Origin of the sequence: Novosphingobium piscinae (assembly GCF_014230355.1) — a bacterium.
Taxonomy (GTDB): domain Bacteria; phylum Pseudomonadota; class Alphaproteobacteria; order Sphingomonadales; family Sphingomonadaceae; genus Novosphingobium; species Novosphingobium piscinae.
In genome coordinates this window covers 154,954-175,730 of sequence record NZ_JACLAX010000005.1, presented here as the reverse complement: position 1 = coordinate 175,730, position 20,777 = coordinate 154,954, and the positions used below count along the sequence as shown (strand labels likewise).

The 20,777-nt window shown below is 68.5% G+C and carries 17 protein-coding genes; 6 read left to right on the top strand and 11 right to left on the bottom strand.

Annotated features, from left to right (window positions below):
* The first annotated feature begins 74 nt into the window (after positions 1-74).
* Both H7F53_RS07170 and lepA read left to right on the top strand, forming a co-directional pair.
* The gene (locus H7F53_RS07170) at positions 75-2,261 is read left to right on the top strand and encodes an EAL domain-containing protein (RefSeq protein ID WP_185678804.1); all 2,187 of its coding nucleotides are present in this window, start codon (positions 75-77) and stop codon (positions 2,259-2,261) included.
* Positions 2,262-2,340: 79 nt separating this feature from the next.
* Positions 2,341-4,158: a translation elongation factor 4 gene (lepA, locus tag H7F53_RS07165; RefSeq protein WP_185678803.1), complete on the top strand. Its 1,818-nt coding sequence runs from the start codon at positions 2,341-2,343 to the stop codon at positions 4,156-4,158.
* Between the two features lie 378 nt (positions 4,159-4,536).
* On the opposite strand, the gene H7F53_RS07160 is transcribed toward lepA, so the two are convergent.
* From H7F53_RS07160 to H7F53_RS07115, 10 genes are all read right to left on the bottom strand, one after another.
* A complete protein-coding gene (locus H7F53_RS07160) occupies positions 4,537-6,171 on the bottom strand; it encodes a family 43 glycosylhydrolase (RefSeq protein ID WP_185678802.1) in 1,635 nt (544 codons plus the stop codon).
* Positions 6,172-6,413: 242 nt separating this feature from the next.
* Positions 6,414-7,190 carry a hypothetical protein gene (locus tag H7F53_RS07155; RefSeq protein ID WP_185678801.1) on the bottom strand — a complete coding sequence of 259 codons (777 nt, stop codon included), beginning with the start codon at positions 7,188-7,190 and terminating at the stop codon, positions 6,414-6,416.
* Between the two features lie 67 nt (positions 7,191-7,257).
* Positions 7,258-7,899: a LysE family translocator gene (locus H7F53_RS07150; protein WP_185678800.1), complete on the bottom strand. Its 642-nt coding sequence runs from the start codon at positions 7,897-7,899 to the stop codon at positions 7,258-7,260.
* A gap of 42 nt (positions 7,900-7,941) precedes the next feature.
* Positions 7,942-8,406 (bottom strand): low molecular weight protein-tyrosine-phosphatase, encoded by a 465-nt coding sequence (locus H7F53_RS07145; protein WP_185678799.1) that lies wholly within the window; start codon positions 8,404-8,406, stop codon positions 7,942-7,944.
* A 53-nt stretch (positions 8,407-8,459) separates the two neighbouring features.
* Entirely contained in the window at positions 8,460-9,128 is a 669-nt protein-coding gene (locus tag H7F53_RS07140; RefSeq protein ID WP_185678798.1) for a PEPxxWA-CTERM sorting domain-containing protein, read from the bottom strand.
* A gap of 142 nt (positions 9,129-9,270) precedes the next feature.
* Positions 9,271-10,434: a GGDEF domain-containing protein gene (locus H7F53_RS07135; protein WP_246438651.1), complete on the bottom strand. Its 1,164-nt coding sequence runs from the start codon at positions 10,432-10,434 to the stop codon at positions 9,271-9,273.
* A 70-nt stretch (positions 10,435-10,504) separates the two neighbouring features.
* Positions 10,505-11,224: a TadE/TadG family type IV pilus assembly protein gene (locus tag H7F53_RS07130; RefSeq protein ID WP_185678797.1), complete on the bottom strand. Its 720-nt coding sequence runs from the start codon at positions 11,222-11,224 to the stop codon at positions 10,505-10,507.
* Positions 11,221-11,853 (bottom strand): TadE/TadG family type IV pilus assembly protein, encoded by a 633-nt coding sequence (locus H7F53_RS07125; RefSeq protein WP_185678796.1) that lies wholly within the window; start codon positions 11,851-11,853, stop codon positions 11,221-11,223. Before H7F53_RS07125 ends, H7F53_RS07130 begins: the two co-directional genes overlap by 4 nt.
* A 14-nt stretch (positions 11,854-11,867) precedes the next feature.
* A complete protein-coding gene (locus H7F53_RS07120; RefSeq protein WP_185678795.1) occupies positions 11,868-13,748 on the bottom strand; it encodes a TadE/TadG family type IV pilus assembly protein in 1,881 nt (626 codons plus the stop codon).
* 217 nt (positions 13,749-13,965) lie between these two features.
* Positions 13,966-16,821: a M16 family metallopeptidase gene (locus tag H7F53_RS07115; RefSeq protein ID WP_185678794.1), complete on the bottom strand. Its 2,856-nt coding sequence runs from the start codon at positions 16,819-16,821 to the stop codon at positions 13,966-13,968.
* A 152-nt stretch (positions 16,822-16,973) separates the two neighbouring features.
* On the opposite strand from H7F53_RS07115, the gene H7F53_RS07110 reads away from it, so the two are divergent.
* Positions 16,974-17,402, top strand: a complete 429-nt coding sequence (locus H7F53_RS07110) for a hypothetical protein (RefSeq protein WP_185678793.1) — start codon at positions 16,974-16,976, stop codon at positions 17,400-17,402.
* 6 nt (positions 17,403-17,408) lie between these two features.
* Here the strand turns inward: H7F53_RS07110 and purC are convergent, their stop codons facing one another.
* Positions 17,409-18,191 carry a phosphoribosylaminoimidazolesuccinocarboxamide synthase gene (purC, locus tag H7F53_RS07105; RefSeq protein WP_185678792.1) on the bottom strand — a complete coding sequence of 261 codons (783 nt, stop codon included), beginning with the start codon at positions 18,189-18,191 and terminating at the stop codon, positions 17,409-17,411.
* Between the two features lie 182 nt (positions 18,192-18,373).
* On the opposite strand from purC, the gene H7F53_RS07100 reads away from it, so the two are divergent.
* From H7F53_RS07100 to H7F53_RS07090, 3 genes are all read left to right on the top strand, one after another.
* Entirely contained in the window at positions 18,374-18,976 is a 603-nt protein-coding gene (locus tag H7F53_RS07100) for a GNAT family N-acetyltransferase (RefSeq protein WP_185678791.1), read from the top strand.
* Positions 18,973-19,869, top strand: coding sequence for a nitrilase-related carbon-nitrogen hydrolase (locus H7F53_RS07095; protein WP_185678790.1), 897 nt, complete (start codon positions 18,973-18,975; stop codon positions 19,867-19,869). The genes H7F53_RS07100 and H7F53_RS07095 overlap by 4 nt, the downstream gene beginning before the upstream one ends.
* 503 nt (positions 19,870-20,372) lie before the next feature.
* Positions 20,373-20,654 carry a hypothetical protein gene (locus H7F53_RS07090; RefSeq protein ID WP_185678789.1) on the top strand — a complete coding sequence of 94 codons (282 nt, stop codon included), beginning with the start codon at positions 20,373-20,375 and terminating at the stop codon, positions 20,652-20,654.
* The last annotated feature ends 123 nt before the right edge of the window (positions 20,655-20,777 follow it).

Here is a 20,777-nt window from a genome sequence, read left to right as displayed (position 1 = left end):
GTTTACCATTATCCCGCTAGACCGGAGCGGTCCGGACCGCGGTCCGGCATCCCGCAAGTGAGGCATTGGTCAAGGTGGTCAAACGCATCGGCGACTTGCTGCGCAGGCAGACCCCGTCGCAGGCGGCGCTGGGTTTCGACGTGATGGGCGAGGAGCAGCAGGCGCTGCTGCTGCTGCGCGATTATGAGGCTTCGGGGCAGGGCTGGTTCTGGTCGACCGATCGTGCCGGCAAGATCACCTATATCTCCGAGAATGTCGCCAATGCGATCGGCTGCGAGCGCTCGGCGCTGCTCGGCTCGCCGTTCCATGCGCTGTTCAGCGTGGAGCGCGACGAGAACGACGAGGGGTCGCGCACGCTGCCGCTGATCCTGAGCGGCAACAAGACCTTCTCGGACCTGCCGGTGCGCCCGGCGGCCGCCACCAGCGAGCTGCTCTGGACGATCACCGGGCGACCGCAGTTCGACGGCGACAACAATTTCCTGGGCTACCGCGGCAGCGGGGTCGATGCCACCGAGCGGCTGCGCAGCCAGCGCGATGCCTCGCGGCTGGCGATGTACGATTCGCTCACCGGGCTGTTCAACCGGCATCGCATGGGCCAGCGTCTGGTCACCATCCTCCAGGCCTATGCCGCGACCCAGCGCTGCTGCGCGGTGATGATGATCGACCTCGACCGGTTCAAGCAGGTCAACGATACGCTCGGCCATCAGGCCGGCGACGAGCTGCTCAAGCAGGTGGCGCAGCGGCTGCAGCGGGTCTGCGACAAGACCGCCGAGATCGGCCGCCTCGGTGGCGATGAGTTCCAGATCCTCCTGCCCAACATCGACGATCGCGGCCGCCTCGGCGAAATGGCCAAGCGGATCATCGCGATCATCTCACAGCCCTATTCGATCAACGGCAGCCGCTGTGTGATCGGGACTTCGGTGGGCATCGCGATTTCGCCGTTCGACGGCAGCAACAGCGAGGAGCTGATCCGCAGCGCCGATCTCGCGCTCTATGCCGCCAAGGGCGGGGGGCGTGGCCAGTTCCGCTTCTACTCGAGCGAGCTCCACGAGAGCGCCGAGAAGCGCCGGCGGCTTGAGGAAGACCTGCGCGACGCGCTGACCAACGACCAGATCCGGCTCAAGTACCAGCCGATCGTTTCGGCCAAGAACGACACGGTGATCGGGGTCGAGGCGCTGATGCGCTGGGTCCATCCCGAATTCGGTGACGTGTCGCCCGCGGTGTTCATCCCCATCGCCGAGGAATCGAACCTGATCATCGCGCTGGGCGAATGGGCGCTGCGCCAGGCCTGCACCGAGGCGATGACCTGGCCGGGCAACATCCGCGTCGCGGTGAACGTCTCGCCGGCGCAGTTCGCCCACCCCAATTTCATCACCAGCGTGACCCAGGCGATCTCGCATTCGGGCATCGCCCCGGAGCGGCTCGAGATCGAGCTGACCGAATCCATCTTCGTCAACGACGACGAGACCACCGACGGCAATTTCGCCGCGCTCAAGCGGCTGGGGGTGCGGCTGGCGCTGGACGATTTCGGCACCGGCTACTCCTCGCTCGGCTATCTGAAGAAGGCGCCGTTCGACAAGATCAAGATCGACAAGGGCTTCATCCGCGACGTCACCGTCCCGGGCAGCCGCAACCCGGCGATCATCACCGCGATCGTCAGCCTCGCCAAGGCGCTCGACATGGTCACCACTGCCGAGGGTATCGAGGCGCGCGACGAGCTGGCGCTGATGCGCGAGCTGGGGGTCGACCAGATCCAGGGCTACATCTATTCGGCCGCGCGGCCGGTCGAGGAGGTCTCCGAGGTCCTCGCCAGCGGGGCCTGGGTGATCGAGCCGCAGGGCCCGGACAAGCAGCGCGCCGAGCGGCGGACCGTGCTGCGCCGGGTGGGGGTGATCCACGAGGACCACCGCTACGAGGTGATGATGCGCAACCTCTCGCGCAGCGGCGCCGGGATCGAGGGGCTGCTGGGCGTTCCGATCGGCACCGAATTCGTGCTCGACCTTGGCGAGGGGCAGCTGGCGGTCGCCACGGTGCGCCGGTCCGAGGGCCAGCACCAGGGGCTCGAGTTCGAGACCCCGCTGGTCGACGATGGCGCCGGAGGGCTGTGCACCCGGCACCGCGTCGCCCCGCACATCCTGGCCGCGATGGGCATGCCGACCGGTTCGACCGGCGGCGCGGTGGTCCAGCTCAACAGCATGGCCCAGGTCAGCCTGCCGCGCTTCGGCACGGTCGATCCCACGCGGAACAGCCGCTTCGGCTGAGCCGGCGCGGCGCGACGGGGCGGGCGACCCGTCCGAACGCACGGATGACAGCGCCCGTCGGCACTGCTAACGGGCGCGGATGACCGACCTGGCCAAGATCCGCAACTTCTCCATCATCGCCCACATCGACCATGGCAAGTCGACCCTGGCCGACCGCCTGATCCAGTATACCGGCGGGCTGACCGAACGCGAGATGAGCGCGCAAGTCCTTGATAACATGGACATTGAGAAAGAGCGCGGGATCACCATCAAGGCCCAGACCGTCCGCCTGACCTACACCGCGAAGGATGGCGAGACCTACGAGCTCAACCTGATGGACACCCCCGGCCACGTCGACTTCGCCTACGAGGTCAGCCGCAGCCTCGCTGCCTGCGAGGGTGCGCTGCTGGTGGTCGACGCGGCCCAGGGGGTCGAGGCCCAGACCCTCGCCAACGTCTACCAGTCGATCGAGCACGACCACGAGATCGTGCCGGTGATCAACAAGATCGACCTCCCCGCCGCCGAGCCCGAGAAGGTCCGCCACGAGATCGAGGAGGTGATCGGCCTCGACGCCAGCGAGGCCGTCCTCGCCAGCGCCAAGAGCGGCATCGGCATCGAGGAGGTGCTGGAGGCGGTCGTCACCAAGATCCCGCCCCCCAAGGGCGATCCCGCCGCGCCGCTCAAGGCCATGCTGGTCGATAGCTGGTACGATCCCTACCTCGGCGTGGTGATCCTGGTCCGCGTGATCGACGGCTCGATCCGCAAGGGTCTGCAGGTCAAGTTCATGGCCGGCGGGACCGAACACCTGATCGACCGGGTCGGCTGCTTCACCCCCAAGCGGATCGACCTGCCCGAGCTGGGCCCGGGCGAGATCGGCTTCATCACCGCGCAGATCAAGGAGGTCGCCCAGGCCCGCGTGGGTGACACCATCACCACGGTCAAGAACGGCGCCGCCGAGGCCTGCCCGGGCTTCAAGGAGGTCCAGCCGGTGGTGTTCTGCGGGCTGTTCCCGGTGGATGCGGCCGACTTCGAGAAGCTGCGCGAATCCATCGCCAAGCTGCGCCTCAACGATGCCAGCTTCAGCTTCGAGATGGAAAGCAGCGCCGCGCTCGGCTTCGGCTTCCGCGCCGGCTTCCTCGGCCTGCTGCACCTGGAGATCATCCAGGAGCGCCTGAGCCGCGAGTACGACCTTGACCTGATCACCACCGCGCCTTCGGTGGTCTACCGCATCCAGCTGCGCGCCAGCAAGAACGACGATGCCCGCGAGATCTACCTCCACAACCCGGCCGACTATCCCGATCCCAGCCGGATCGAGCAGATCGACGAGCCGTGGATCAAGGCAACGATCTACACCCCGGACGAATACCTGGGCAGCATCCTCAAGCTGTGCCAGGACCGCCGGGGCATCCAGACCGGTCTCACTTACGTCGGCGGCCGCGCCCAGGTGCAGTACGAGCTGCCGTTGAACGAGGTGGTGTTCGATTTCTACGACCGCCTCAAGAGCATCAGCCGCGGCTACGCCAGCTTCGACTACGAGCAGATCGGCCTGCGCGAGGGCGACCTCGTCAAGATGAGCATCCTCGTCAACGCCGAGCCGGTCGATGCCCTGTCCATGATCGTCCACCGCTCGGTCGCCGAAGACCGCGGCCGCCACATGTGCGAACGCCTCAAGGACCTGATCCCGCGGCACCTGTTCAAGATCCCGATCCAGGCCGCGATCGGCGGCAAGGTGATCGCCCGCGAGACGATCGCCGCCCTGCGCAAGGACGTGACCGCCAAGTGCTATGGCGGCGACATCACCCGCAAGAAGAAGCTGCTGGAAAAGCAGAAGAAGGGCAAGGCCCGGATGCGCGAGTACGGCTCGGTGCAGATCCCGCAGGAAGCCTTCATCGCCGCGCTGCGGATGGGCGAGGAGTAACGCCCCGTTGTCCTGAGCCTATATCAAGGGTTGGCACGGGACTCCGCAGCCTTGGCCGCAAGACAGGGCAGTCCTCGACAGGGGCGCCGACAGCCTGGGCAAGGCGGGCGAAGGCGGGGAGGGTGAATGCGAGGGTCATCGCCCTCGCGCTCCCGGAAATGGGGCGTTTCTGCCGCTCGCCGATCGCCACGCGAATGGCCGATTTCCCTGAATACCGCCGCTCGAACCCTTTGTACCAACAATGACTTGTCGTCCCGATCTATCGGCTCTTGCAAATGCTGCCGAGGTCTTCGCCGTTCTGGCAAAGCCTGCCGGCATTTAACTCCGAGGGCATAAGCCGCCGCCAGAGATCTAGCAAACTGCTCTCCATGCGACGCTTCAAAGCGCACGATACTTGAAGTCTCGGAACAGCACCTGCCCCGATCCGGCCGCGAAGATGGCGGGTCGCAGGCTCAGCAAGTCATCGACCGTATTGGCATTGTAGCCCTCTACATAGGTACGCACCGCATGTCGGTTCCAGGTGTGCCCGTCGGCACTGTAGTGGAAGGTAACGATCTGTCGGTCGTTGGTGATGCGCAGAAAGAGGCGTCGCAGGGCAGGCGCAGGTTCCTGCCAGTAGGCGGGTTTGCCCCCACGATAGGTGATCATCCGAGCCCCATCGATGCCCATGCCCAGGAACAGCCGATCATCGAAATACAGAAGCAATCCCCCTTCGACCGCGCCAACCAGTTCTACTTCGACCTGCACTTCATAGGACCGGTCGCCCACCAGCTGCGTCAGCGGCGAGCAATCAGCCGGGGTCTGGCCTTTGGCCTGCAGGGTGAGAACACCGTCCGCAACGGTCACCCGGGATGAGTCCTGCGGGCTGCTGGCATAAAGCGTCCAAAGTCGACCAAGCCCCTCCTGCCGGAAGGGATCGGAATGTGGCATGCCATGGGGTACGCTTGGTCCTGCCGGTTTTGCCAAAGGCGTTGAGAGGTCACCACCCATCGCCCGGAACCAGCCATCCTCGGTCCATTCGATCGGCTCGAGCAGGGTCTGCCGGCCAAGAGAGAGATAGCCGCGCTCATAGCCGTGGTAGACCAGAAACCACCGACCGTCCGAACCCTCGACACAAGTGGCATGGCCACGTGACCACCAGAGGTCCTGATCGGACTGCGCCCGCACGACGGGATTGTGTGGACATGCCTGCCACGGTCCGTGGATCGAGCGCGATCTCGCGACGACCACCATGTGTCCGGTCGCTGGTCCTGAGGTGCCCCCCACCGCATTTACGAGATAGAAGAAGTCGCCTCGCCGGAACAGCTTAGGGCCTTCTGGCGACCAAGCCTCGGTAATCCAATCATCAGGATACCGCCAAGCTTCGTAGGCGGTCTCGATTGGTCCGGCCGTGGCAAGACCATCAGCGGTCAGCCGGACACGCTTGCCGTCATTGAAGAACAGGTAGCGATGCCCGTCCTCGCCCAACACATGACCTGGATCGATCAGACCGCCGATCTTCATGTCGATCGGTTCGCTCCAGGGTCCCGCCATCGAGGGGGCATGGATCACAAAGATGTTGGCGAAGCTGGCAAGCGGCGGTGACCACGGCGCCTTCATGAAGGGGATGTAGATGAAGTAGCGATCCCCGTGCTTTGCGATGTCCACGGCGAAGACCGTGCCAAGCGGCTTGGACAAGGCCGAACCGATCGGCCGCCAATTCACCAGATCGCGCGAATGCCAAATCAGCAAGCCGGGAGTCGAATCGAACGACGAATGGGTCATGTAGTAGTCTTCGCCGTCTTTCAGGACGGTCGGATCGGGATAATCGCCGGCGAGCACCGGATTGAGATAACGCCCGTCGCCGAGATCAGCCTTTCGTTGTCCTTCGATCCCACGCGGCCACGAGGGGCTGATCATCAGACCAGCGCCCAGTTCAGGTGATTGCAGGCTTGATGCGGCGCTCCCGATCGAGGCTGATGCCGCAAGTGGGGCTGCTAGCCCCAGCTTGATTGCGTTGCGCCGCGATTCCATCAATCCCCTCCAATTATAAGAATAATAATTCCATTTAAGGGTGCTCTCACGACAAGCAAGAACGAACGACAGCCGGTTGCTGAAGTCGTTTGGTTGTCAGCACGCTTCACAGTACCCGCGTTAGGACCGCTCAGCCGTCAGCTTTCGGCATAAGCTTTCTTAGCCGCATGGCGGCCGGGTGACTGGGTCTGGTCGAAAGCGGCCGCACATCTCGCCCATGAGCTACCCGCCCAACTCCCCCATCAGCCCCCCGAACCATCCTCCACCGCCGCATAATCCCCCGGCGCCGTCCCATCATCATACAGTGCGCCGTCTTCCTCCCACCAGTGTGCGCCCTTGCGGGCGTCCTCCGCGTTGGAGGCCTGCCATTGGGCATAGAGCAGGGCGGTGCGGGGGCTGGTGCGGTCGATGATGCTGTCGCGCAGCTGGGCGAGCTTGTCCTCGATGCTCTGGCGCACCTTTTCGGCGCTGACCGGGTCGCGCAGCTCGGCCTCCCATTCCTTGCGCCACTGCTTCTTCAGCCGCTTGAGCTCGCTGGGGGTGACCAGGCCGACGCGCGTCTGGCTGGCGGCGAAGCGGGCGGGGGCGCGGTTCCTGAGGAGGAACATCAGCAGCCGGTCATTGTGGACGATCCGCGTGCCGACCAGTTTGCCATAGGAGTAGACTGGCTCCTCCGTGCCGTTGAGCGCGCGCTCCATCGCGATGTCCTCCAGCCGCTGCACCCCGGCGGCCAGCGCCGCCTCCCAGGCCTTGCGGAACGAGGCGGCGCGGGGGTGGCGGCGCAGCTGGTAGGCGCCCTCGGGCGCCATGTTGACGGCATGGGCGGCGGCGCGGACCGATCCGGTCTGGACCAGCGCGGCGATGAAGCCTGCCTGGCGCGCGGCGGTCCAGCCATCGTGGCGGTTGCAGGTGCGCGGGACCGGCACGAACTCGGGGGCGGGCTGGTCGGCGGCGGCGGGGCGGGTATGGTCGATCACCGGGGTCTCCAGGGCAGGCGGGGTGGCAGAAGGCCCGATCATGCCCCGGAGCGGGCGGTGTAGGACAGCGCGGCCGCGCCCGGGGCCCGGGCCGGGCCCGTGCGGGGGCTCAGATCCCGCCCGCCAGCCACAGCCGCACGCCGATCCCCGCGGCGATGGCGATGAACACCGCGCCCACCGCGAGGTCGAGCCGGCGGCGCAGGTGCGGCTGGGCGAGGGCGGCGGCGAGGCGGCTGCCGGCGGCGACATAGGCGGTGCCGACCAGCACGTCGCAGCCGATCCCCACGGCAGCCAGCACGGCCAGCTGCGGGGCCACCGGCTGGCGCGGATCGACGAAGGGGGGCAGCAGGGCCAGCACGTAGACCAGCGACTTGGGGTTGCTGAGCGCAACGGCAAGGCTGGCGCGCAGGCCGCTGGCGGCGGGTCGGGCGGGGGATGGCGCGGAGGCGGCGTCCGCGTCCTGCCCGGCCTGGCGGATCGCAAGCAGGCCGAGCCAGGCGAGATAGGCTGCACCCGTGGCGGCCAGCAGCGTGAAGGCCTGCGGGGCCGCCCGCGCCAGACTGCCCAGCCCGAGCCCGGCCATGACATACCAGGCAAGGTTGCCCAGCTGCAGTCCGGCCAGCGTCCCCAGCCCGGCGCGCGGTCCGCGCCAGGCGGTCTGGGTCAGCACGAACAGCATCTGCGGCCCGGGGATTAGGCTGGTTGTGCCGCTCACCAGCAGGAAGGCGACAAGGCGGGCAGGGTCAAGCATGGCCCGGCCATAGGCCAGATCGCGCCTCGCCGCCTAGATGGGTCAGCCCGCGAGGCGCGCGACCAGCGCTGCGGCGGCGCGGTCGACCTGCTCCCAGGTGCGGCGGAACGCGGCCGCGTCGCCCCAGTAGGGATCGGCCACCGGCTGGCCCGCCAGCTCCGGCACCCCATCGAGCAATAGGGCCAGCCGCGCGGGCGCGCCGGGCGGGGCGAGCCGGGCGAGATCGGCGAGGTTCTGCGCATCGAGCGCGAAGATGTGGGTGAAGCCCGTGAAGTCCGCCTGGCGCACCTGCCGGGCGCGGTAGCCGGCGATGTCGATCCCGTGGCGCCGCGCTTCGGCGATCGCGCGCGGATCGGGCGGCTTGCCGACATGCCAGTCACCGGTCCCGGCGGAATCCACCGCGCAGTCCAGCCCGGCCGCGGCGGCCCGGCGGCGAAAGGCGGCCTCGGCCAGCGGCGAGCGGCAGATGTTGCCGAGGCAGACGAACAGGATGGCGGGAAGGGGCATGCCGGGCGGAAGCTAGCCGTTTTTCCGCCCGGCTGGAACCGGCGCCGGCCGGCTCAGGCCGCGGTTGGCACAGCGGCGGCTGGGCGGCGGCGCAGCATCGCCCCGACGCAGGCCATGCCGATCAGCATCATCGCCCAGGTGCCCGGCTCGGGCACGCCAGAGGTGCTGGCGGCGGTGCCGGTGAAGCTGATTTCATCGGTGAAGGTCCAGGGGCCGTTTGCCGTGACCTGGATCATCACGCGCGGGGCGGTGATGTTCAGCCCGCCAACCGTCAGCACCCCGGCTGGCGCCGAATTGTCGAAAGCGTTCTTGTTGTTGGCGGCGCTCGGCGGCACGCTGAGGCTGCCGGCGAGTGAATAGATGAGTCCATCGACCGAACTGTAGACTTCGAGCGAGGGCAGGACGACGTCGCTGAGGTTGTCCTGGGTCGAGCCGAACAGGACCGTGTCGATCGTCTGCCCGGGTGCGAAATTGAAGAACAGGCTGATGGAGCGGTCGGTCCAGCCGGCCCATTCGGTCCCGGCGTTCACGGCCCACCCGGCCCGGCCGCGGACGCCATCGGTCAGTTTGGTGAAGCTCGGATCGGAATAGCACCAGGTGCCGCAGTCGGTAGCCTGGTTGAAGCTGTAGCTCAGCGGCACGATGCTGGCAGCCGAGGCCGGTGCTACGCTGGTTACGGCGGCGGCGGCCGCAAGCGCGCCGAGAATGCGTCTCAACTTCATGTAAAACCCCCCAAGCCAGTGACTGCCGACCGACCCCGACCTTACTATGGTCTGACTTGGGGGTGACGGCAACCGGCCCGTTGCGGCGCGCAGCGGCGTCTGTCCCGAAATGGGGCAGTGCCGGCGCGCAACGCAGCCGCGCTCAGGCCGCCTTGGGCGGGCCGGAGATCAGCCGCACCTGCGGGGTGGCGCGGACGATGCGGTTGCGGCCGTCCTGCTTGGCGACATAGAGCGCCTCGTCGGCGGCCTTCAGCGCCTCGCGCGGTTGCGGATAGTCGAACACGTTGGCGATGCCGGCGGAGAAGGTGACCTTGCCGAACGGCACGTCGGTCGCGCGGTTGACCATGCGGCGCTCGGCGAGCGAGTCGCGCGTCTCGTCGAGCCGCTCGTAGGCCTCGTTCAGCGCCAGCCCGCGGAACAGCACCACGAACTCCTCCCCGCCATGGCGCGCCACGTGGCAGCGCTCATCGGAGATCTCGTTGAGCGCGCAGGCCACGGCCCGCAACACGCGGTCGCCCGCGTCGTGGCCGTGGGTGTCGTTGATCCGTTTGAAGCGGTCGATGTCGCAGAAGGCGACGCACAGCGGATCGCCCGCGGCGCGCGCGGCCACCACCTCGCGGTCGAGGCGGTGCTCGAAGGCGCGGCGGTTGGGCAGGCCGGTGAGGTGATCGAGCTCGGCGTGGCGGCGCGTCTCCTCCAGGCTGCGATGCAGCGCCTGGGTTTCCTGCTCGGACCGGATCATGTGCCGCTCGATCTCGTGCGTGCGCTCGATCATGGTCCGGGCAATGGCCAGCACGTCGGCCAGCATCGCCCCGGTGTCGCCGCCCTGCTGCAGTTCGTCCACCTGGTCGCGCAGCGCGAGGGTATACTCGTTGGTGGCACTGCGCGCCGCGGTGGTGGTGTGGCTGAAGCTTTCGAGGCTGCGCTCGAGCCGCTCCATCAGCTTGGTCACCGCGATCAGCTCGTCCTGGGCGCCTTCGCCGCGGCGGAAGCCCACCAGCCAGTCGAGCGAGATCGGCTCGCCGGCACGGTCCCGTTCGGCCACGGCGAGGGCCAGCCGCGGATCGTTCCCGGTCACGCAGTCATAGGCGGCCAGCAGGGTCGATTGCGACAGGCGCAGCCCGTGGCGTGCCAGAAACGCGGTCATTTCCTCGAACGTGGCCTGCGGGCCGTGCGCGGGATCGGGCGTGTCGCCCGGGGGCGGCGGCGCCGGATCGGCCTCGGGCGACGGCCGGGCGGACCAAACGGTCCGCAGGCGGGCGAGCAGGCCGGGGGCACGGGGCGGACGGAAATCGGTCGCGGACATGAGCCGTTGAACGGCACCGGCAAGCCGGAGTTAAGCATGAAACCTTAGCCGGAAGCCCGGAGATGCCGGGTCAGCAGCTCGAACGGCTGGAGGTGGGCGAGGGATTGGCGAGCCCGGCCCCGGGATAGGGACTGCCCCCGGTCAGATCGCGGTCGTCGCGTACGTAGACCGCGGCCGAGCGGTAGATCACCGGTGCGGTCGAGCTGCCGACGTTGAAGAAGATCGGGCGGTACTGGTAGTAGACTTCGACGAACATGATCGCCGAATTGGCGTCGGCGGTGAGCAGGTTGCCAGTGGGGCCCATGCCGGCGAAACTGGTGCCGGTGGCCGTGCCGGTGCCCTGTCCGCCATAGCGCGAGGCCCAGGTGGTCACCCCGCGGCAGCGCTGCCAGTGGATCCACTGGCCGCCGGCATTGTTCTGCTCGAGGCTGGACAGGATCACCCGGCCATTGGCGTACATCTGCAGGCCCGGGTATTGCAGGTCGATCGAGGCGAACAGGTCGTTCACGTCGAATTCGCGCATCACCGCGCCGCCGCTGCCGCTGGCCTGCTTGGCGCGCGAGGCGTTGTCGGCCAGCATCATCGCCGCCTGGCTGACGCGCATGTAGGTGGTGGCCATGTTGGCGAGCTCGATCGTGCCGAGTCCGGCCGCCGACAGCACCGGCGCGACCATGGCGAATTCGACCGCGGAGATCGCGCGGCGATCCTGGCGCAGCCGCCGGGCGAAGCGGCCCAGCGCGACGCCAAGGCGGCCTGCCCGGGGCGGGACCAGGCGCGACCGGCCGCTCACGGGCAGACCTGCCGGGCGCTCCACCCGGGCTGGGTGGCGAAGGGCTGGTTGCGCAGCAGGGTTTTCGCCTGGATCCGCGTGGTCGGCGAGATGCCGAGCGCCCCGCCCACCGGAATGAAGCTGGGATAGGTCACCGTCGCGGTATACTCGACCACGTCGTTGGCGCCGCCGATGCCGTCCCGGCCGCTGTCGGCATCCCAGCGGTTGTTGCCGTTGACGTCCTGGAAGCACTCGGTGGTGTCATAGACGCCGTTGCTGTTGCCGTCGGTGAAGTCCTCGGGCTTGTCGACGCGCGAGAACGACGCGTAGTTGTCGCGGTCGAAGGTTACCGTGGCGTTGGGCAGGATGTTGCGCACCTGGGTGCGGACCAGCTGGTCGATCGCGGACTGGTCGGACTGGGAGCTCTGCAGCCCCGAGTTGCGGCCGGCCTGGAGCATCGCCCCCTCGAGCACCGAGCGCATGTAGACGTTGAGCCCGAATTCGAGCGAGCCGAGCGTGATCATCAGCAGCACCGGGGTGATGATCGCGAACTCGATCAGCGCCGCCCCGTCGCGCTCGCGCGCCAGCCGGCGGACCAGGCCGGTCAGGCGCCGCGCGGGGCGCGGGGCAGGAGGGATCGGACTAACCATGGCGCGCCGGTCCATCAGGTCTTGAGCCGCAGGTCGGCGACCTGGCTGGCGATGTGCCGGAAGGTCTCGTTGAGCGCGGCGGCGTCGCCGGCGAAGTAGGCGCGGCCCGAGCTGGCACAGGCCTGCATCTGCGCGGTCAGGCTCTGGCCGAAGCCGATGAACCAGATGGTGTAGCCCATCGCCTTGGCCGTGGCGCAGGCGGTGAGAAAGCGGGCGTTGTGCGAATCGTAGATCGTGGTGTCGCTGGCGCCCGCCGGGGCCACCCGGTTGTCGATGTATTCCAGCCCATAGGCGTTGTAGACATCGCCATTGGGGGCCAGCTCGCCGTCGGTCAGCATGATGATGTGGCGGCTGATGCTCGACAGGTTGCCCTCGTTGACGTTGCTGGCCATGATCCCGTTGGGGTTGGCCAGCCGCGCGCCCCACAGCATGCCGATGTCATGGTAGGTATTGCCGCGCGCCACCAGCGTGGCGAGATAGGTGTTGAGCCAGGCCGGCACCACCGCGGTGTTGGACGTGTCGACCGTGGTGAACTTCATCGCCGCCGGGACGCAGAACTCGGCGGTCGAACCGATGTCCCAGGTGGTGTCGAGCTGGGCGCGCTGGCCGCGATCGAACACCAGCGGCCCGACATAGGGATGCCACCGGGTGGCATCGTTGGTCGGGGCCGAGGCCAGGTCGTGGTCGAAGGCTCCGGTCGGCGCGCTGTTGTTGGTGAACATCGTGTTGACCGTGTCGCGCTCCTCGACACAGCCCGCCCAGGTGGTGTTGGTGATGGTCAGCCCGGTCGCCCCGGTCACCCGGGCCAGCGCCTCCATGTCGTAGGAGCCCGAGGTCGGCACGGTGGCGTTGGCGGCGATCGCGGTCACGATCGGATCGGCCGCGCCGGTGCGCAGCACCGAGGTATCGACATTGCCGACCCGGTAGGTGAACGGCGTCGCCGGGTTCAGCCTGAACCCGTTCTGGACATAGTTGGTCGTGGTGTAGGTGGTTTCCGAGCGGGTGCAGATGTCCGAATTGCGGTCATAGCTGACCCGCGCATATTCGGTGGTCGTGGTATTCGCTGGCGGCGGGCCGCCGGTCGTGACCGCCGGGGCATTGCCCCACGAGGTGCAGGAGCTGCTGCTGCTGCGCGTGCTGGTGCGGTTGACCACCGTGCTGGGGCCGCGGTCGCCCACCCAGTTCGGCGTGTCGAAGTTGGCGTACTTCGTGGAATAGGGTGTCGACGCGGTCAGGTAGGTGCTGGGGATGTCGCCTGCGGCGACCAGGTTGCCGATGTTGACCGTGCCGGAATAGGGCACGAAGCCGAAGCGTAGACGGGCCGTGCCCCCGGCGGGAACGGCCTGGGCCATGGTGAAGTAGAACTGGCGCACGGCCTCGCGCAGGGCGAGGATCTTCGAACCGGTGCCCGAGCCGCAGCTGGTGTTGTTGGGCAGGCACGCCATCGAGCCGGTGGTGTCGAGCACGAACATCACGTCGATGTTCGAGATCTGGAACTCGGCGCTGCAGTTGGCGGTCAGGGTGAAGTTGTCGCGGCCGAACATCTTCATCACCGAGGTCGGCATGGTGGTGGTGGCGGTGCCGCTGACCACACCGTTGCCGGCGTTGGTGGGGGTGAAGCTGGTGTTGGTCGAGTTCGTCCCGGCGGCCAGGAAGTTGAAATTGAACATCCGCGTGGCCTTGTCGATCTCGGACGAGGTCCACTGCCCGGACTTGGCCTGGGCGCGCCGCCCGGCGAGCACCCCGGCGTCGCAGGCGGCCTGCAGGCTGGTCTGGGTCAGATAGGCGCGGCCCATGTCGACGCCCCCGCCGACGAGGACGAGCAGCGGCGGAACCACGGCCGCGGCGATGCCGAGGACGTTGCCGCTGCGATCGCGGGCAAGGCGTGACAGCAACCGACGCGGGGAAGCGGCGTCAGCGGGATCGGAGCGTGTCCGAAGAAGCGGATTAACCATACCGAAGAGTGCCACCTGATGGATTCACAGGATGGGGTAGCGCCAGTGCGGTTAAGACTTCGTTTTCCCGCGGGTAATTTTCGCGTTTACAGACCAATGGTTTATTTGGCGTTGCCGAACCGGTTGGGGAGACTGCCGGAGCCCGCCGGGGCAGTGGTTAACGCGGCACCTCGGCGGCGATCACGGCCACGTCGATCGCGGCCGCCGGGTCGAGATACCGCCGCGCCGCTGCCATCACATCGGCGGCGGTCAGCGCCTTCAGCCGCTCGGCCGCGCGCAGTTGCCGCTCGATTCGGTCCGGGCGCGACTGGGCGCGTTCGACCAGGGCGAGCCAGCCACGGTTCGACTTGAGCGCGTTGTCGAAGGCCTCGAGCAGCGGCTGGCGGGCGCGCAGGAGGAGATCATCGCTGACCGGCTGCCGGCGGAGCTCCTCCACCGTGGCGCGGATCGCCGTCCGCGTCGCCGGCAGGTCGGCCAGGCTGACCGAGGCGGCGATGGCGAAGGTGCCATAGCCGCGCCAGATCCGCGGCATGTCGCTGTCGGCCGCGGGCGAATAGGCCTTGCCGAGCTGTTCGCGCAGGCTGTCGGTGAGCGCGATGCGCATCACTTTCTCGAGCAGTTCGAGCTGCAGCAGCTCGACCGGATCGTCGCCGTCGCGGGTTGGCCAGGTCAGCCGCAGCAGGGCCTGGTCGGCCGGCCCGGTGTGGCGGATCACCCGTTGGGTGAGGTTGCGGGTGAAGGGCCGCTCGCGCTGCTCGGGATAGGGCCGGAACTCGGCCTCGCGCGCGGGCAGGGCGCCGAAGGTGCGGGCAACCAGGCCGATCGCCTCGTCCTCGGCCACGTCTCCCACGATTGCCAGCTCGATCGCGCCGTGGGCCAGCCGGTCGGCCAGGGCGGCCTTGAGTCCGGCAAAGCCCAGCACCCGGTAGGCGGCGACCGGTTGCAGCGTGAAGCGGGGATCGTCGTCCGACAGGATGCCGCCCAGCGCGGCCCCCAACGCCGAGCCGGGCGTCGCGTCCTTGCGCGCGAAGAAGGCGTTGATCGTCTGACGATAGAGCGTCTCGCCCTCGGGCCGGTAGCCCGGATCGGTCAGATAGGCGGTCATCAGCTGGAGTTGCAGCGCGAGATCGGCCGGGGTGGTCTGGGCCGCGGCGGCGAAGGTCTCGGGCGCGGATGACAGGTCGAACCCGACCGTGCGCCCGGCCAGGACCGTCTGCAGATCGTCTTGGCTGTGACGGCCGAGCCCGCCTGCCGCGAAGGCCAGGGTCATGTCGGTGGCCAGCGGGTTGGCGCGGGTCGCCAGCATGTCGCCGCCATCCAGCTGGAGGCTGACCCAGATGCGCCCGCGCTCGAGCGTGGTGGGCTTGAGGTTGAGCCGCACCCCGTTGGCGAAGCGCACCGAGCGGATCCCGAGCGCGGGCTCACGCGTGTCGCTCACCACCGTGCCGGGCGGGCCGAAGTCGGTATAGGCAAAGGGCTGCAGCGCGACCGGATCGGCCTCGGCAAGCCCCCCGGCCATGGCCTCTCGCCAGGTCTCGCGCAGCGCCGCAGCGCCGCCCTGCGGGGCGCGGCGCCCGGCAAAGCGCAGCAGCGGATCGTCGAGCGGTACCAGCTCGCGTGTCAGCGCGGCAAGCACGGCATCGGGGGTGATCGCGGGCAGGAATGCCTCCAGCCGCTCCAGCGAGCTTTCGGGCGTGGCCGGGACCACATCGTCGCGGATCAGGGCCAGCGCCGCGCCGACCAGGGCCCCGTTCGAGCGGGTACTGGCCGCGGCGGCGGCATTGCGGTGGGCGGTGTGGACGTTGGCAACCTGCTCGGCGACCTCGGCGGCGGTGAAACCGCGGGTCAGCGCGCGGCGGTATTCGGCCACCGCCGCGCGCAATCCGCGCTGCCAGCCTCCGTCGACCGTGTCGACCACCAGGCTGGTGGTGCGGCCAGCGCGGAACACGTCGCTGGTGCCCAGCCCGGCGCTGCGGAACGGGGCGTCAGCCTGCCGCGCCAGCCGCTGGAGGCGGCGGTTGATGATGTCGTAACCGATCTGCCGCAGCAGCGTCTCGCGGCGCTGCGCGGTGCTGTCGCGCTCATCGAACCACGGACCATGGCGCGAGGCGGTGACCCGTTCGGACAGGGCAGGATCGAGATAGACCGCGGTGCGCCCCCGGTCGGCGGCATTGACCGGACCGGCATCGGGCTGGGGTGGTGCGGGGGCCGCGGCCCAGTCGCCGAAATGCGCGCGGATCGCGGCCTCGGCCGCGGCGGGATCGAGATCGCCGATGACGATGACCGTCGTCTTGGCCGGCACATAGTGGCGCTGCCAGAAGGCGCGCAGCCGCGCGCTCGTGGCGGCCTCGAGCGTAGCGGTGGTGCCGATCGGGACCCGTGCCGGATAGCGGGCGGCGGGGTGGGCGAAGCCCATTTCGTCCACCGCCGCGCGGTAGCCCCACGAGTTGCGATCGCGCATCTCGGCCAGGATCACCCCGCGTTCGCGCGCGACCGCCTCGGGCGAGAGGGTCAGTTCGCTGGCGGTCTCGCGCATCAGCATCAGCGCGGTGTCAAGCAGGGCCGGATCGGTGCGCGGCAGATCGAGCGTGTAGAGCGTGTAGGTGAAGCTGGTCTGGGCATTGGTATCGGCGCCGAAGGCCAGCCCCGCGCGCTCGAGCAGGCGGACCATCTCGCCCTCGGGCACGCGGGTGCTGCCGTTGAACGCCATGTGCTCGACGAAGTGGGCATAGCCGCGCTCGTCGTCCTGCTCGTCAAGCGAGCCGGCAGCGATCTCCATGCGGACCAGCGCGGTGCCGGCGGGATTCGATCCTTTCCGCACGATGAAGCGAAGGCCGCTGGGCAGGGTGCCCGTGCGGAAGGCCGGATCGATCGCGATGTCGCTTTCGGTCATGGCCCAGAGCGGGCGGGGGGTTGAGGCCAGCGGCGCCCGCTGCGGTGCACAGGCCGCCAGCAGCAGCGTGGAGATCAGGGCCAGGGCGAAGGCCGGGACGGGAATCAGGCGGCGCAGCATCGCGCGAGCGTGGCGGGGCTTGGCGCCAAGGGCAAGCCAGACCTCGGCACAGGGGCGGCGAGTGAGGGGTGGGCTGCGTCGGCCGCGCGCTTGACCCGGCTGGCCGGGCGGGGTTTACCGCGGATAAGGATCGACAGGAGGGCCAACCCGCCATGCCGCTTGCCAGCGAGAGCGCGATCGCCCGGGTGGCGCAGGGCCTGATCGCCCGCACCCTGCCCAAGGCCGAATGGACCCATGAAGCCCACTTCGCCGCAGCGCTGTGGCTGCTGAGGTACCGCGCCGACCTGGCCGGGCCGGAGGCGATGCGCGCGCTGATCAGCGCCTACAACCACTCCGTCGGGGTCGAGAACAGCGCCAGCGCCGGCTATCACCACACGATCACGATCGCCTCGCTGCGCGCCGCGGCGGCGCATCTGGCCGCGGCCCAGGATCAGCCGCTGCCCGCGGTGCTGGCGCGGCTGATGGCCTCGGCGCAGGGGCGCAGCGACTGGCTTGCGACCTACTGGACGCGCGATCTGCTGTTCAGCCCGGCAGCGCGGCGCGACTGGGTCGAACCCGATCTTGCGCCGCTGCCGTTCTGAGCCGGTCTACTTGCCGCGCAGCTTGCGGTGCTTCGACAGGTCGAACACCTCGCTCGGCCCGTTGTCGGTGTCGAGCAGGCCGAGCCGGCGGGCAACCTCCTGGTAGGCTTCCTCCTCGCCGCCGAGATCGCGGCGGAAGCGGTCCTTGTCGAGCTTTTCGCCGGTGACCATGTCCCACAGGCGGCAGCCATCGGGGCTGATCTCGTCGGCCAGGATCACCCGGCTGTAATCGCCGTCCCAGATGCGTCCGAACTCGAGCTTGAAATCGACCAGGCGGATGTTGATCGCGGCGAACATGCCGACCATGAAATCGTTCACCCGGATCGCCATCGACGAGATGTCCTGCATCTCCTCGTTGCTGGCCCAGCCGAAGCAGGCGATGTGCTCTTCGGCGATCATCGGATCGCCCAGCGCATCGTCCTTGTAGTAGTATTCGATCAGGGTGTGCGGCAGCGGCTCACCCTCGGGGATGCCGAGCCGCTTGGAGATCGAGCCGGCAGCGACGTTGCGCACCACCACCTCGATCGGAATGATCTCGACCTGGCGCACCAGCTGCTCGCGCATGTTCAGGCGGCGGATGAAGTGCGTCGGGATGCCGATGTGCGACAGGCGGGTGAAGACATACTCGCTGATGCGGTTGTTGATCACGCCCTTGCCATTGATCGTGCCCTTCTTCTGGGCGTTGAACGCGGTGGCGTCGTCCTTGAAGTACTGGATCAGCGTGCCGGGCTCGGGACCCTCGTAGAGGATCTTGGCCTTGCCTTCGTAGATCTGGCGGCGACGGGACACGGGCATTTCCTCAGCATGGGGGGCGGATCGCCCCGGAAACAGCAAGCCCCGGCGGAGCGCGGAGCGCATGAGCTGCTGCAACGCGACCGGGCCGGGGCACGAGCCCCATAAGCGCGGCCGGCGTGAAAAGCAAGGAACCGCGCCCGGTTGCCCGCAGGGCGGGGGCGGCCTAGCATCGCGCCATGGTTGCCTCCCGTTCCCCCCTCGAGGTGCGCGCCCTGACCGGGGCCGAGCTTGATGCCGCGATCCCTGCTCTCGCGCAGCTGCGCATCGCCGTCTTTGCCGACTATCCCTACCTCTATGCCGGCGACGTGGCCTACGAGGCGGACTATCTGCGCAGCTTCGCAGCGGCTCCCGACGCCGTGCTGGTCGCGGCGATCGATCAGGGCCAGATCGTCGGCGCGGCCACCGCCTCGGCGCTGGCGGCCCAGCCCGCCGATTTCCGCGCGCCCTTCACGGCGCGGGGGATCGCCCCCGAGGCAGTGTGTTACTTCGGTGAGAGCGTGCTGCTGCCCGCCTACCGCGGGCGCGGGCTGGGCCATGCTTTCTTCGATCGCCGCGAGGCCCACGCCCGGGCCGCCGGGGCCAAGGCCGCGGCCTTTGCCGCCGTGGTGCGGCCCGCCGATCATCCGCAGCGTCCGGCCGGCTATCGCCCGCTCGATCCGTTCTGGACGCGGCGCGGCTATGCCCCGGTAGCGGGCCTGGTCACCTCGATCGCCTGGCAGGAGCACGGTGAGGCGGAGGAGAGCGCCAAGCCGATGCAGGTGTGGATGCGCCAGTTGTGAGCCGCTTCACCGTCGCCGCCGCGCAGTACCCGATCGACCGGCTCGGCAGCTGGGCCGACTATGTCGCCAAGCTCGAGCGCTGGGTGGGCGAGGCCGCGGCTGGCGGCGCCGCGCTGGCGGTCTTTCCCGAGTACGGGGCGATGGAGCTGGCGGCGCTCGATCCGGCCACGATGGGTGATCTGGCCGGCTCGCTGGCCAGCGTTGCCGCGCTGGCGCCGCAGGTCGATGCGCTCCATGCCGCGCTGGCGGCGCGCCACGGGATCCATCTGCTGGCAGCGACGATGCCGGTCCATCTCGGCGGGATGCACTATGTCAACCGGGCGCGCCTGTTCGCTCCCAACGGCCGGATGGGTTGGCAGGACAAACTGGTGATGACCCGGTTCGAGCGTGAGCAATGGCATGTCGCCGCGGGCGGGCCGCTGCACCTGTTCCAGACCGCGCTGGGGCCGATCGGCGTGACGATCTGCTACGACAGCGAGTTTCCCCTGCTCGCCCGCGCCCTGGTCGAGGCGGGTGCGGAGATCTTGCTGGTGCCCAGTTGCACCGACAGCCTGCAGGGCTACTGGCGGGTGCGGATCGGTGCCCAGGCCCGCGCTCTGGAAGGCCAGATGATCGCTATCCAGGCGCCGACTGTGGGGAAGGCCGCATGGTCCCCGGCCGTGGATGTCAACCGTGGGGCCGCCGGCGTCTATGGCCCGCCCGATGGGGACTTCCCAACCGACGGAGTGATCGCTGCGGGCGTCGAAGGGGCGCCGCAGTGGCTGTTCGCCGAGATCGATCTGGCCGCGCTCGGGGCCGTCCGCCAGACCGGGGCGGTTCGGGGTGTCGCACACTGGCCAGAACAGCCCGGTGCCGCGCCGCTGCCGCCGGTCCGCCCTATCGATTTGCGCTGATGGCCAGATGTCGAACGAGGTGTCAGGTTTCATTGACAAGGCCGTGACAACAAAACTGGACAAAAAATTATCCAATGTATCTATTAAAAACAGAAACATAGCTAAAAAACAGGTTCATTACGGTTAATTCTTGTGCACGAATTTACTTTCCAGCCGGCAAAAACGGGCATAAGCCACCCCCGGTCTTCTGACTACCGGGAAGAAGCTCGGAAAGAGGCGCTGCGGCTTGACCGAATGAAGCTCCGGCTTCGCTACGGTCCGTGCCGAGCGCCTCTTTTTGCGTCTGCCGCAGAGCCGGCCGGGTCCAGGCGGAGCTGACCGCGATCCTGGCAGAGACGCCTACCCCTAAAGCTTAGCCAACTACCGGCTTAGGTTAAGACTCTGACGACAAGGCGGGTCCGATCTGCGGCAGGCCCGGCTTATCACGCGTGCCTGGCGACCGGTCTGTCCGTCCGCACCGTTCGGTTCTGCCCGGACCGGCAGCCAGACGGGGAGGCCGGATCATGCGGGACGACCAGGCGCAGGCGCATCAGGACAAGGACAGTGGCATGGCCCATTCGGCCGTGACGGTTCGCGCCGACCCGCTGACGGCGACCGACTCGTGCCCCGTCCCCGTCCCGCTACGCCCGTGGCTGCTGCGCCAGGCCAGCCATGGCGATCCGGTTCGCCGGTCTCCAACCCACCCCGGCCCGGCGAAATGGTCGCGCCGCCGCGCCCTAGGGTTGATCGTCGGCGCATCCGCCTTCCTCTGGGCCCTGCTGCTGTCCGGCTGGTCCGCGCTGTAGGTCCACTGCCCTGACGGGGCCGGCAGGCCGGCCCAGCCGGACCGGCCACATCACGCCGATCCGGTTGTGCCGATCCGCTTGCGCCAGACCTCTGTGCCGCTCGGTTGAGGCAGCCGCACGCCC

Bases quoted from the DNA above. Each gene is read 5' to 3' on its own strand.
- H7F53_RS07160 (WP_185678802.1), bottom strand. From the start codon at position 6,171: ATGGAATCGCGGCGCAACGCAATCAAGCTGGGGCTAGCAGCCCCACTT.
- H7F53_RS07150 (WP_185678800.1), bottom strand. From the start codon at position 7,899: ATGCTTGACCCTGCCCGCCTTGTCGCCTTCCTGCTGGTGAGCGGCACA.
- H7F53_RS07145 (WP_185678799.1), bottom strand. From the start codon at position 8,406: ATGCCCCTTCCCGCCATCCTGTTCGTCTGCCTCGGCAACATCTGCCGC.
- H7F53_RS07125 (WP_185678796.1), bottom strand. From the start codon at position 11,853: ATGGTTAGTCCGATCCCTCCTGCCCCGCGCCCCGCGCGGCGCCTGACC.
- H7F53_RS07115 (WP_185678794.1), bottom strand. From the start codon at position 16,821: ATGCTGCGCCGCCTGATTCCCGTCCCGGCCTTCGCCCTGGCCCTGATC.
- H7F53_RS07135 (WP_246438651.1), bottom strand. From the start codon at position 10,434: ATGTCCGCGACCGATTTCCGTCCGCCCCGTGCCCCCGGCCTGCTCGCC.
- H7F53_RS07155 (WP_185678801.1), bottom strand. From the start codon at position 7,190: ATGATCGGGCCTTCTGCCACCCCGCCTGCCCTGGAGACCCCGGTGATC.
- lepA (WP_185678803.1), top strand. From the start codon at position 2,341: ATGACCGACCTGGCCAAGATCCGCAACTTCTCCATCATCGCCCACATC.
- H7F53_RS07140 (WP_185678798.1), bottom strand. From the start codon at position 9,128: ATGAAGTTGAGACGCATTCTCGGCGCGCTTGCGGCCGCCGCCGCCGTA.
- H7F53_RS07090 (WP_185678789.1), top strand. From the start codon at position 20,373: ATGCGGGACGACCAGGCGCAGGCGCATCAGGACAAGGACAGTGGCATG.
- H7F53_RS07110 (WP_185678793.1), top strand. From the start codon at position 16,974: ATGCCGCTTGCCAGCGAGAGCGCGATCGCCCGGGTGGCGCAGGGCCTG.
- H7F53_RS07100 (WP_185678791.1), top strand. From the start codon at position 18,374: ATGGTTGCCTCCCGTTCCCCCCTCGAGGTGCGCGCCCTGACCGGGGCC.